The organism is Roseateles sp. (assembly GCF_019237615.1).
Lineage (GTDB): Bacteria > Pseudomonadota > Gammaproteobacteria > Burkholderiales > Burkholderiaceae_C > Pelomonas.
On sequence record NZ_JAFAGT010000094.1, the window covers coordinates 25,479 to 37,315 of the forward strand.

The following is an 11,837-nucleotide window of genomic DNA, read 5'->3' on the forward strand; positions in this document are numbered from 1 at the left end:
CGGGCCCTAGCTGCGCGGCGGGAAGATGCCCTGCAGCGCGATGCAGAAGTTCAGCGCCAGATAGGGCTGGCGGTTCTCGTGCGGCAGGCCGGCGCCCGCGGCGCTGATCGCGACGCCGGCCATGGGCGCGGCCGCGCCCGGCGCGCGGTAGACGCTGCCGCCGCCGGCGGCCGTCGGCGCCATCACGTTGCCGGCCGGGCTGGTCGAGGCGGGCGTGACGCCGGCCATCAAGCCATGGCCATGGACGGGCATCTCGCTGGCGATCAGCGAGACGCTGGACTGGCCGACGCTGTCGCCCACCATCCGCATGCTGAGACCGGGGCCCTGGCCCGAGCTCATCGCGAACCGGCCGCCGAGGTCGGGCAACCGGAAAGTGCTCCGCCCATCGCCGCCGTAGTAGGTGCCCAGCAGCGAGAACAGGGCGGTGTTCTGGCTGATGGGCATCAGCTGGCCGTCGCACTGCGCCCAACCCTGGGGCGCGAAGTTGTAGGGCATGACGCGAATCTCGGCGATGAAGGGGGTGGACATGTCACGCTCCTCAGTTCTGCGCCGGGAAGATGCCGAACAGCGCAATGATGTAGTTCACCGTCAGCGTGGGCGCCATGTTGTCGTGCGGCTGCGAGCCCCCCGCCGTGCCGATGGCGCCAGACGCCATGGCCGTCGTTGCGGCGGCCGTGTCGTAGCTGGCGACGCTGGTGGCGGCAAGCAGGGCGCCGCCCGGCGTCGTAGTGTCGGCGGCGGCCGTGCTGGCATGCATGGCATGCGTGTGCTGCGGAATCTGGGCCGTGGTCAGCGTGACGGTTTCGCTGCCCATCAGCTCGCCCTGGATGTAGCTCGCGCCCGCGTGCACGGCGACGCGGCCGGACAGGTTGGGCAGCGCGAAGCTGGACTGGCCATCACCGCCGTAGGTGGTGCCGATCAGCGTGAACAGCGGGTCGTTCTCGGAGATGGGCAGCAACTGGCCCTGGCAGAAGGCCCAGCCGGCCGGCGCGAAGTTGCCGGCAAAGAGGCGGATCTCGCCGATGAAGGGATCGGACATGGCGGTTTCCTCGTTCAGTTGCGGCTGGGGAAGATGCCGACCAGCGAGATGACCCAGTTCATGGTCAGGCTGGGCTGCATGTTGGCGTGGGGCTGGCTGCCGCCGGCGGGCGCCAGCGAACTGGCGCCCATCACCGTGTCGCTGCCCACCGGCGCAAAGCGGTTCATGCCGCCGCGCGGTTTGGCGGCCGGCACGGCGCCGCCCGGGACGCTGGCGTTGGCGAGATCGCTGGTGGCCAGCAGCGCGTGCGCGTGGGCGGGCAGCTGCGACGCCGTCAGCGTCACCGTCGAGGCTCCGCCCCGCTGGCCAAGCACGATGCCGTCGCTGCCGCCGTAGTGCAGCGGCGCGCGGCCGCGCAGGTCGGGCAGCGCGAAGTTCACCCGTCCGTCACCGCCATAGGTGGTGCCCAGCAGCGAGAACAAGGCCTGGTTCTGCGCGATGGCCAGCAGCTGGCCGTTGCAGAACGCCCAGCCCTTGGGCGCGAAGTTAAAGCCAATCAACTTGAGTTCGCCGAGGAAGGGGTTGGCCATAGCGTCTCCTAGCCGAACACGGCTTCGTACTGAAGGCCGGTGGCCGAGCGGGCCACCGGCACGAGGAAGAGATCCATTGCATCGAGCTGCGGGTGCTCGAGCCGGTAGATGCGCTGCGGCAGCGCGGGCTCGGCCGGCGCCTGGAAGGTCAGGCTGAAGGGCTGGCGGCCCGCCGCGCCGGTGTCCGGGCCGGCTCGGGCCTCGATGAGCCGGACCGGCAGTTCGGCCGCATCGCCCAGCCGCAGCGAGAAGCCGCTGCCGACCAGCGGCTCGAAGCAGGCCAGCGTGAGCATGCGCTCAGGCACGGCGCCGCGCCGCACGGGCGCCCAGGGCCGCGACCGCGAACAGCGCCAGCGTGGCCGGCTCGGGCAAGTCGTTGCCGGGTCCACCGGGACCGCCGGTGCCGTTGTCCCGCGTGATGAGCTGGATGCGGAACTCGGCGAAGTTGTTGCTGCTGCCGGCGATGCGCTGCGCGATCTCCAGCGTATCGAGGTCGAAGGTCACCGTGTCGCTGTCGATGAAGTGCGCCAGGCTGCCCAGCACGGCCGGGTTGCCCAGGCCGCTGCCGCTGCCGGCGTCGGTGGTGCCGAAGCCGTCCCAGGCGTAGAGGCTCACGCCGACGATGGTCTTGCCGACGATGCTGAGGCCGTCGAACTGGTAGAGCGCGTGGTTGCTGACGCCAAGGCCCAGGTAGCCGGTCGTGTAGACGCCGCCGGTCGTGTCGTTGCCGACGCCGATGCGCAGCTTGATGCTGTCTTCCTCGAAGAAGACCTTCTCGCCATCCAGCATCCAGCCCGAGCCTATGGCGCCGCCGTCGGCGGCATGCACGCCGTTGACCAGGTCGGCCAGGGCCACGGTCTGCTGCGCGCTGACGGGCGTCGGGTCGATGGTGCTGCCGTTGTTGATGCCGCCCGGGGCGATCAGCCGGAGCGTGATGTCGCTGGCGAAAGCGGCGTGTGCCGACTGCGAACACAGGGCCAGCATCGCGCCGGCAGCGGCAGCGCACAGGCTGCGGACGGGGGACGAAGCGAGTCGCATAGACCCTCCCTGGCTTGAACCGAGCCGCGAGTTGACGCGTCGCGCAAGCCGGGCGCCAGTGGCTTGTCCCGTGAATGGGGGGGGAAGAAGTTAGGGATGCGGCGACGGGTTGTGGAGGCCGTCCACGGCGGCGCGCAGCGTGCGCCAGAAAGCCGGGTCCTGCGACGTGGCCATGTTGATGCGCATCAGCGAGCCGGGCCGGCGCGTGGCGCTGAAGAGGGCGCCGGGTGCGATCAGCCAGCCGGCGTCCAGCAGGGGCTGGGCCAGGCGCTCGGTGTCGACGCCCACGTCCAGCCAGCCGAACAGGCCGTCAGGCGGCGCGGCCCAGGCAAAGCCCTGCCGGGTAGCCAGGGCCGCGACGCGCTGGCGCGCCGTCGCCAGGCGCTCGCGCAGGCGCTGCGCATGGCGGCGCAGCCGGCCCTGCTCCAGGCACAGCGCGACGGCGCGCTCCAGCACCGGCGAGCTGGTCAGGCCGTCCAGCAGCTTGGTGTCGGTCAGCGCGCGCAGCCGCTCGGGCGCGGCAGCCAGGTAGCCGACGCGCCAGGCCGGCGTCAGCACCTTGGAGAAGCCCGCCACGTAGGTCACGCGGCGCAGCCCGTCCAGCGCCGCCAGACGCGGCACATGCTCGGGCGCGAGGAAGCCGTAGCTGTCGTCCTCGACGATGAAGAAGTCGTGCTCGTCGGCCAGGCGCAGCAGCTTGTGCGCGGTGGCCAGGTTGAGGCTGTGGCCGGTGGGGTTGTGCAGCACCGACACGGTCAGGTAGGCGCGCGGCGCATGCTGCGCGGCCAGCGCGGCGAGCACGTCCAGGTCGGGCCCCTGGGCGCCCTGGCCGGCACGCGGCACCGGCAGCAGCCGGATGCCGGCCTGCGTGAGCCGCGCGAACATGATGGCCCAGCCGGGGTCGTCGACGAGCACGGCGTCGCCGGGCTGCAGCTGCGTGCGGATGATGAGGTCCAGCGCATGGGTGGCGCCGTTCGTCGTCAGGATGTGGGCCGGGTTGGCGTGGATGCCGAGGTCGTCCAGCCGCCGCGCCAGCGCGGCGCGCAGCCGGGCGTCGCCACTGGGCTCGCCGTAGCCGACCTGCACGGCCAGCGAGTCGGCCGCGTTCAGGCGGCGCAGCGCGGACTGCAGCAGCGTCGGGTCCAGCCAGTCGGCGGGCAGCGTGCCCAGGCCGGGCGAGCGCGCGGCATCGGCCTCGAACATGCCGCGGATCAGCGCGGTCGCGTCCATCGGCACCTGGCGCGGCGCGGCGACGGCCGGCGTGCGCGCGGCGGTTCGTGTCGGGGCAGGCCGGCTTTCACGCACGAAGAAGCCGCGCTGGCGGCGCGCCTCCAGCAGGCCGGCGGCCTGCAGCTGGTCATAGGCGGCGACGACGGTGTGCGGGCTGACGCCATGCTGGCGCGCACAGTCGCGCACCGAGGGCAGGCGGGCGCCGGGCAGCAGCAGGCGTTCGCGGATGCGCTGGGCGTAGCGCTCGGCCAGCTGGCCGGCCAGCGGCTGGCTGGCGCCGCGTTGCAGCGGAGTGGGTGTACCGGTCGGCATGGCAGTACAGATTCGTGGCTTGGCTGGCTGACTGTACTGGTTCTGTATCGGCGTCATGCCTCAGACTGAGCCCATGCCAGGGTTTTCCACGTCCTCCACCATCTCGACCACCGGCGCGTCCGACGCGACGCGCGGCCTGCTGCTGGGCATGGCTGGCGTGCTGATGTTCGCGCTGAGCATCCCGATGACGCGTCTGGCCGGCGGCAGCGCCGCGGCGCCGCAGCTGGACCCGGCCTTCGTCGCCTTCGGGCGGGCCGGGGTGGCGGGGCTGTTGTCGGTCGCCTACCTGTGGGCCACCGGCGCGCGCCGCCCGCGTGGCGGCGAGTGGGGGGCGCTGGCCTTCACGGCCGCAGGCGTCGTCTTCGGCTGGCCGCTGCTGCTGGGCCTGGCCGTGCGGCACGTGGACGCCGTGCATGCGTCGGTCGTGTCGGGCGTGCTGCCGCTGGCCACGGCCGTCATCGCGGCCGGCGTGCTGCGCCAGCGGCCCAGCGCGGGCTTCTGGGCCTGTGCCCTGGCGGGACTGGGCCTGGTCGTCGGCTTTGCGGCCTGGCGCGGCGCCGGCGGCCTGGAGGCGGCGGACGGCCTGCTGCTGGGCGCCGTCGTCTGCGCGTCGGCGGGTTATGTGAGCGGTGCCCGCCTGTCCCGGGCCTTCACGGCCGAGCAGGTCATCTGCTGGGTCCTGGTCATCAGCCTGCCCGTCACGCTGCCGCTGGCCGCGCTGACCCGGCCGGCCGCGCCGGTCGCGGCCTCGGCCTGGGTCGGCTTCGCCTATGTGTCGCTGTTCTCGATGTGGATAGGCTTCTTCGCCTGGTATCGCGGCCTGGCCCTGGGCGGCACGCTGCGCGTCAGCCAGGTGCAGGTGCTCCAGCCTTTCCTGTCCATGCTGTTCGCGGTGCCGTTGCTGGGTGAGCGGCTGGACGCGACGACCGTGGTCTTCGCCGCCGCCGTGCTCGCGGTCGTGTGGTGGGGCAAGCGGCAACCCATCCACTGAAGGGGATGCCCATGGACGACCGATTCACGACCCGGCTCGCGCCCGGCCAGGCGCTGACGCTGGCCGCCGCGCGCGGGCCGCGCCGCCTCGTCGTGACAAGCGGCCGGCTGTGGCTGACCCTGTCCGGCGGCGGCGACGACCATTGGCTGCGTGCCGGCGAGGGGCTGACGCTGGCGGCCGGGCGGGAGGTCGTCGTCGAAGCCTGGCCGCGGGCCGAGTTCCAGCTGCTGCAGCCGGCGCCGCGTGCCGCGGCCGGGCCGGCACGCGCCTGGCGCCTCCCTCTGGCCGGGCAGGGCGCATGAGGACGCTGGGCATCCTGGGCGGCATGAGCTGGGAGTCCACCCAGCATCTGTACGCGCTGATCAACCGCGGCGTCGCCGCGCGGCTGGGCGGCCTGCACAGCGCGCAACTGGTGCTGCACAGCGTCGACTTCGCGCCCATTGCCGCCCTGCAGTCGGCCGGCGACTGGGCCGGGGCGGCCCGGGTGCTGGGCGAGGCCGCCGCCGGACTGCGCCGCGCCGGCGCCCAGGCGCTGCTGATCGCCACCAACACCATGCACCGCGTCGCCGCCGAGGTCGAGCAGGCGGCCGGCCTGCCGGTGCTGCACATCGTCGACGCGACGGGCGAGGCCTTGCGCGCCGCCGGCGTGAGTCGCGCCGGCCTGCTGGCCACGCGCTTCACGATGGAGCAGGGCTTCTACCGCGAGCGCATGCGGGAGCGTTTCGGCATCGACGTCATCGTGCCCGACGAGGCCGGTCGCACCGAGGTGCACCGCCTCATCTACGAGGAGCTGTGCCGCGGCCGCTTCGAGCCGGCGTCGCGCGAGGCCTTGCGCGCCCAGGTCGCGGCGCTGGCCGCGCGCGGCGCCCAGGGCGCCATCCTCGGCTGCACCGAACTGGGCCTGTTGTTGCCCGCCGGCGCGGACGCGGCCCTGCCCCTGTTCGACTCCACCGAACTGCAGGCCCGTGCCGCAGTCGGCTGGATGCTAGGCTGACCCCTTTGAAATCCACCAGCACTTCATCATGAGTACCGTCTGGACCCAAGCCCGCCGCGCCGCGCGCATGAACCCGTCCATCATCCGCGAGATCCTCAAGGTCACCGAGAAGCCGGGCGTGCTGTCCATGGCCGGCGGCCTGCCCAGTGCCGACACCTTCCCGGTCGACGCGCTGAAGGCGGCCTGCGACCGCGTGCTGACGAACAACGCCCGCGAGGCGCTGCAGTACGCGTCCAGCGAGGGCTTCGGCCCGCTGCGCGAATGGGTGGCGGCGCGGGTCGCGGCGCTGGGCATGAAGGTGTCGCCCGACCAGGTGCTGGTCACCAGCGGCTCCCAGCAGGGGCTGGACCTCGTCGGCAAGATCCTCTGCGACGCCGGCGCGCCGGTGGCCGTCGAGACGCCCACCTACCTCGGCGCGCTGCAGGCCTTCACGCCCTTCGAGCCGCTGTTCGCCAGCCTGGCCAGCGACGACCAGGGCCCGCGCCCCGAGGCCCTCGCGGCGCTGCCGCACGACGCGCCGGGCACGCGCTTCAGCTATCTGCTGCCCAACTACCAGAACCCGACCGGCCGCGTCATGGGCGCCCAGCGCCGCGCCGAGGTCGTGGAGGCGGCGCGCCGCGCCGGCGTGCCCATCGTCGAGGACAACCCCTATGGCGACCTCTGGTTCGACGAGCCGCCGCCGGCCTCGCTCGCCAGCCTGTGGCCCGAGGGCACGCTCTACCTGGGTTCCTTCTCCAAGGTGCTGACGCCGGGCTTCCGGCTGGGCTACATGATCGCGCCGCCCGAGCTCTACCCCAAGCTGCTGCAGGCCAAGCAGGCCGCCGACCTGCACACGCCCGGGTTCAACCAGCGCGTCGTCCACGAGGTCGTGCGCGACGGCTTCTTGGACCGCCACATCCCTTCCATCCGCGCCCGCTACAAGGCCAACCGCGACGCCATGGCCGAGGCCTTGCGCGAGCACCTGCCGTCCGGCTGCGACTGGCAGTCCCCGCAGGGCGGCATGTTCTTCTGGATCCGCCTGCCGGCGGGCCTGGACGCCATGGCCCTGCTGCCCCAGGCCGTGGAGGCCGGCATTGCCTACGTGCCAGGCGCGGCCTTCTACGCGCACCAACCTGATGCACGCACGCTGCGGCTGTCCTTCGTCACGCTGACGCCCGACCTCATCCGCGAGGGCGTCGAGAAGCTCGGCCGCCTGCTGCACGAGGCGCTGGAGGCCGTCGCCGAGCCCGCGCCCTAACCCGCCATGCTGACACATAGCTGAAGCCGAGGGGGTCGAGAGGCTCCCGGGTTTCCATATCCCCACAGTCGTTGCCGCTCTGGCATCGTATGCAGTCGGTCCCGGCAAAGGCGCCGGGTGGATCGCATAACGGAGACGAGGCAACGATGAAGCAGGTTTGGACAGCCGTGGCTGCGGCGGTTTTTGCGGTGGGTGCCCAGGCGGCCGACCCGATCAAGATCGGCGTGGCGGGGCCGTTCACCGGCGGCTCCTCGTCGATGGGCGTCAGCATGCGCGACGGCGTGCGCCTGGCGGCCGAAGAGATCAACAAGTCCGGCGGTATCCTCGGCCGCCAGATCCAGCTCGTCGAGCGCGACGACGAGGCCAAGAACGAGCGCGGCGTGCAGATCGCCCAGGAGCTCATCAACAAGGAAAAGGTCGCCGCGACCGTCGGTTACATCAACACCGGCGTGGCGCTGGCCTCGCAGCGCTTCTTCCAGGACGCCAAGATCCCGGTCATGAACAACGTGGCCACCGGCTCGGTGATCACGCTGCAGTTCAAGGACCAGCCCGACAACTACATCTTCCGCAACGCGGCACATGACTCCATCCAGGCGCCGATGATCGTGGAGGAGGCCGTCACCAAGCGCGGCTTCAAGAAGGTCGCCATCCTGGCCGACAGCACCAACTACGGCCAGTTGGGCCGCGCCGATCTGGAGGCCGCGCTCAAGCTCAAGGGCATCACGCCCGTCGCCGTCGAGAAGTTCAACATCAAGGACGTCGACATGACGGCCCAGCTGCTGAAGGCCAAGGAGGCCGGGGCGGAGGCCGTGCTGACCTACGGCATCGGCCCCGAGCTGGCCCAGATCGCCAACGGCATGACCAAGCTGGGCTGGAAGGTGCCCATGATCGGCTCCTGGACGCTGTCCATGGCCAACTACATCGACAACGCCGGCCCCGGCGGCGAGGGCGCGCGCATGCCGCAGACCTTCATCCAGGAGCCGACGACGCCGAAGCGCCAGAGCTTCATCATCAACTACCTGAAGACCTTCAACCCGAAGAACTCGCGCATCGACTCGCCGGTGTCCGCGGCCCAGGGCTACGACTCCATCTACCTGCTGGCCGCCGCCATCAAGCAGGCCGGCTCCACCGACGGCCCCAAGATCAAGGCCGCGCTGGAAGACCTGAAGACGCCGGTGGAAGGCGTCGTGACGACCTACAACAAGCCCTTCTCCAAGGCCGACCACGAGGCCATCACGGCCAACATCCCGGTCATGGGCGAGGTCAAGGGCCAGCGCGTCGTCTACGCCTACCCGGACGACTTCAAGAAGGCCTCCGAGGTGCGCCTGAAGGACGTCAACGCCAAGGGCGCCATGGAACAGAAGAAGCGTCAGTAAGGGACGGCCATGCAGATCCTGACCCAGCTCGTGTTCAGCGGCATCGCGCTGGGCATGATCTACGCCGTCATCGCCTTCGGCTACCAGCTGACCTTCGCGACCAGCGACACCCTGAACTTCGGCCAGGGCGAGGCGCTGATGCTCGGCGCCCTCGTCGGCCTCACGCTGGTCGGCTGGGGCGTCAACTACTGGCTGATGCTGCCGCTGGTCTGCCTGTTCGGCGCCTTCCAGGGCGCCGTCGTCGAGCGCATCGGCGTGCGACCCGCCATCAAGATGAAGAGCGAGTTCGGCTGGATCATGTCCACCATCGCCCTGGGCATCATCTTCAAGAACGTGGCCGAGAACGTCTGGGGCCGCGACGACCTGCGCTTCCCGTCGCCGCTGCCCGAGGCGCCGCTGAAGCTGCTGGGCGCCAACGTGCTGCCCATGGAGCTGCTGGTCATCGTCGGCGCCGTCGGCATGATGCTGGCCGTCGAGTTCTTCAACCGCAAGACCATCTACGGCAAGGCAGTCGTCGCCACCTTCAACGACCGCGACGCGGCCAAGCTGATGGGCATCAACACCGGCCTCGTCATCACCTTCTCCTACGCGCTGTCGTCGCTGACGGCCGCCTTCGCCGGCGTGCTGATCGCGCCGCTGACGCTGACCGGCGCCACCATGGGCGCCGTGCTGGGGCTCAAGGCCTTCGCCGTCGCCATCATCGGCGGCCTGACCAGCGGCATGGGCATCATCGTGGGCGGCATCATCCTCGGCGTGGCCGAGACGACCACGGGCTTCTACCTCTCCACAGGCTACAAGGACGTGCCGGGCCTCGTGCTGCTGCTGATCGTGCTGGCGGTCAAGCCGGCCGGCCTGTTCGGCAAGACGGCCATCAAGAAGGTCTGACGGAAGGCCGGACACGTGAATCTCAAGAAACTCGTTCTCGGTGCCGCGGCCATTGCCGCCCTCGCCGTCTTCCCCGTCGCCTCCGGCAACCCGTACTACATCCACCTGGTCGAGACCATCATGATCTACGCGATCGTGCTGTTCGGCCTGGACATCGTCGTCGGCTACACCGGCCAGGTCTCGCTGGGCCACGCGGGCCTGTTCGGCATCGGCGCCTACACGGCCGGCGTGCTCATCCTCAAGCTCGACGCGCCGGTCTACCTGGCGCTGCCGGCCGCCATCGTCGTGGCCGCCGCCTTCGGTGCCGTGCTTGCGCTGCCGGCGCTGCGCGTGACGGGCCCCTACCTCGCGATGGTGACGCTGGCCTTCGGCACCATCATCCAGATCCTCATCAACGAGATGACCTTCCTGACCGAAGGTCCCATGGGCATCACGCTGACCAAGCCGACGCTGTTCGGCCATCTGCTGGACGAGACGGAGTACTACTGGCTGGTCATGGCCTGCCTGGTGGCATCGCTGGTCTTCGTGCACCGCGTGCTGCATTCGCAACTGGGCCGCGCCTTCGAGGCGCTGCGCGGCAGCCCGGTGGCGTCGGACTGCATGGGCGTGTCGGTCTACCGCTACAAGGTCTACGCCTTCGTCGTCAGCGCGGGCCTCGCGGGGCTCGGCGGGGCGCTCTACGCGTACTCGGAGCAGTACATCTCGCCGAACAGCTACAACTTCGAGATGACCGTGCTGTTCCTGCTCGCCGTGATCATGGGCGGGCGCAAGTCGCGCGCGGGCTCGCTGATCGGCGCGACCGTGCTCGTGATGCTGCCGAACCTGCTCGACGATATCGGCCAGTTCCGCGTCGTCGCGAGCTGCCTCGCCGCGATCGTGCTCGTTTCGGCCGGCGTCGGCGTGCGGCGCGGCCGGCTGAGCCTGGCCGCGGCGGCCGTGCCGGTCGTCGGCAGCGCGGCGCTCGCGGCCGTTTCGTACAAGCTCGACGGCCTGTCGGACTGGCGCCTGACGATCTACGGCCTGATCACGCTGTTCATCGTCTACTACCTGCAGGACGGCATCGTCGGCTTCGTGCGCAGCGCCTTGAGCCTTCGCAGCGGCGCCGCGGCCGCGGCCGCCGAGACCCGCGCGGCGCGCGCGGCCGGGCATGCGGCCGCGGCGCTCACGCAGCGCGGCGGCGAGCGCGGCGAGGTGCTGCTCGAGGTCGGCGCCGTGCTCATGCAGTTCGGCGGCCTCAAGGCGCTCAACGAGGTCGACCTGCAGATCCGCCGCGGCACGATCCACGGCCTGATCGGCCCGAACGGCTCGGGCAAGAGCACGATGATGAACGTGATCACGGGCATCTACGCGCCGACGCGCGGCCAGGTGCGCTTCAGGCAGCAGGTCGTGAGCGGCCGCAGCTCGGCGCAGATCGCGCTCGCGGGCATCGCGCGGACCTTCCAGAACGTCCAGCTGTTCGGCGAGATGACGGTGCTGCAGAACGTCCAGGTTGGCCTGCACCATGCGTACCGGAGCAAGCTGCTCGAGGTCGCCTTGAAGCTGCCGCGCTTCCTGCGCGAGCGCCGCGACAACGCCGCGCGCGCGCTCGCGCTGCTCGAGTTCGTCGGTCTTGCCGAGCTCGCGGGCGAAGAGGCGCGCAACCTGCCCTACGGCAAGCAGCGCATGCTCGAGATCGCGCGCGCGCTCGCGCTCGACCCCGAGCTGCTGCTGCTCGACGAGCCGGCCGCGGGCCTGACCGCGCCCGACATCGAGGAGCTGCTGCAGATCATCCGCAAGATCCGCGAGCAGGGCATCACGGTGATCCTGATCGAGCACCATATGGACGTGGTCATGTCGCTGTGCGACCGCGTCTCGGTGCTCGACTTCGGCCAGAAGATCGCCGAAGGCCTGCCGGCCGAGGTGCAGGCGAACCCCAAGGTCATCGAGGCCTATCTGGGCGGTCAGGCGGGATAACAAGCTATGTTGACGATCAAGAACCTGAGCGCCGGCTACGGCAAGGTCGAGGTCCTGCACGGCGTCGCGATCGAGGTGCCGAAGGGCAAGGTGGTCACCTTGATCGGCTCGAACGGCGCCGGCAAGACGACGACCATGCGCGCGATCAGCGGCATGATCAAGCCGAGCGCGGGCGAGATCGTGCTCAACGACAGGCGCATCGACGGGCTCGAGAGCCATCACATCGCGCGCCTGGGCCTGGCCCATTCGCCA

At 70.8% G+C, this 11,837-nt stretch carries 14 protein-coding genes; 8 read left to right on the forward strand and 6 right to left on the reverse strand.

What is annotated here, in order from left to right:
- Positions 1-6 precede the first annotated feature (6 nt).
- The 6 genes from JOY88_RS19800 to JOY88_RS19825 all read right to left on the reverse strand — a co-directional run bounded on the left by JOY88_RS19800 (position 7) and on the right by JOY88_RS19825 (position 4,149).
- Positions 7-528, reverse strand: coding sequence for a phage tail protein (locus tag JOY88_RS19800; RefSeq protein ID WP_293504363.1), 522 nt, complete (start codon positions 526-528; stop codon positions 7-9).
- 10 nt (positions 529-538) lie between these two features.
- Complete coding sequence (locus JOY88_RS19805) at positions 539-1,039, reverse strand: phage tail protein (protein WP_293504364.1); 501 nt, start codon at positions 1,037-1,039, stop codon at positions 539-541.
- A 14-nt stretch (positions 1,040-1,053) separates the two neighbouring features.
- On the reverse strand, positions 1,054-1,569 hold the full coding sequence (locus tag JOY88_RS19810) for a phage tail protein (protein ID WP_293504365.1): 516 nt from the start codon (positions 1,567-1,569) through the stop codon (positions 1,054-1,056).
- Positions 1,570-1,577: 8 nt separating this feature from the next.
- Positions 1,578-1,862, reverse strand: coding sequence for a DUF6916 family protein (locus tag JOY88_RS19815; protein WP_293504366.1), 285 nt, complete (start codon positions 1,860-1,862; stop codon positions 1,578-1,580).
- 4 nt (positions 1,863-1,866) lie between these two features.
- Positions 1,867-2,607 (reverse strand): PEP-CTERM sorting domain-containing protein, encoded by a 741-nt coding sequence (locus JOY88_RS19820; protein ID WP_293504367.1) that lies wholly within the window; start codon positions 2,605-2,607, stop codon positions 1,867-1,869.
- A 90-nt stretch (positions 2,608-2,697) separates the two neighbouring features.
- Positions 2,698-4,149, reverse strand: a complete 1,452-nt coding sequence (locus tag JOY88_RS19825; protein WP_293504368.1) for an aminotransferase-like domain-containing protein — start codon at positions 4,147-4,149, stop codon at positions 2,698-2,700.
- Positions 4,150-4,222: 73 nt separating this feature from the next.
- Here JOY88_RS19825 and JOY88_RS19830 point away from each other — a divergent pair, with 73 nt between their 5' ends.
- From JOY88_RS19830 to JOY88_RS19865, 8 genes are all read left to right on the forward strand, one after another.
- Entirely contained in the window at positions 4,223-5,140 is a 918-nt protein-coding gene (locus JOY88_RS19830) for a DMT family transporter (protein WP_293504369.1), read from the forward strand.
- Between the two features lie 11 nt (positions 5,141-5,151).
- Positions 5,152-5,442: a DUF2917 domain-containing protein gene (locus JOY88_RS19835; protein ID WP_293504370.1), complete on the forward strand. Its 291-nt coding sequence runs from the start codon at positions 5,152-5,154 to the stop codon at positions 5,440-5,442.
- A complete protein-coding gene (locus JOY88_RS19840; RefSeq protein ID WP_293504371.1) occupies positions 5,439-6,134 on the forward strand; it encodes an aspartate/glutamate racemase family protein in 696 nt (231 codons plus the stop codon). Before JOY88_RS19835 ends, JOY88_RS19840 begins: the two co-directional genes overlap by 4 nt.
- 28 nt (positions 6,135-6,162) lie before the next feature.
- Positions 6,163-7,371: an aminotransferase-like domain-containing protein gene (locus JOY88_RS19845; RefSeq protein ID WP_293504372.1), complete on the forward strand. Its 1,209-nt coding sequence runs from the start codon at positions 6,163-6,165 to the stop codon at positions 7,369-7,371.
- Between the two features lie 146 nt (positions 7,372-7,517).
- Positions 7,518-8,747: an ABC transporter substrate-binding protein gene (locus JOY88_RS19850; RefSeq protein WP_293504373.1), complete on the forward strand. Its 1,230-nt coding sequence runs from the start codon at positions 7,518-7,520 to the stop codon at positions 8,745-8,747.
- A 9-nt stretch (positions 8,748-8,756) separates the two neighbouring features.
- Positions 8,757-9,632, forward strand: a complete 876-nt coding sequence (locus tag JOY88_RS19855) for a branched-chain amino acid ABC transporter permease (RefSeq protein WP_293504374.1) — start codon at positions 8,757-8,759, stop codon at positions 9,630-9,632.
- Positions 9,633-9,647: 15 nt separating this feature from the next.
- On the forward strand, positions 9,648-11,585 hold the full coding sequence (locus tag JOY88_RS19860; protein WP_293504375.1) for a branched-chain amino acid ABC transporter ATP-binding protein/permease: 1,938 nt from the start codon (positions 9,648-9,650) through the stop codon (positions 11,583-11,585).
- A gap of 6 nt (positions 11,586-11,591) precedes the next feature.
- Positions 11,592-11,837: ATP-binding cassette domain-containing protein (locus tag JOY88_RS19865; protein ID WP_293504376.1), on the forward strand; the 246-nt coding region annotated here is incomplete at its 3' end.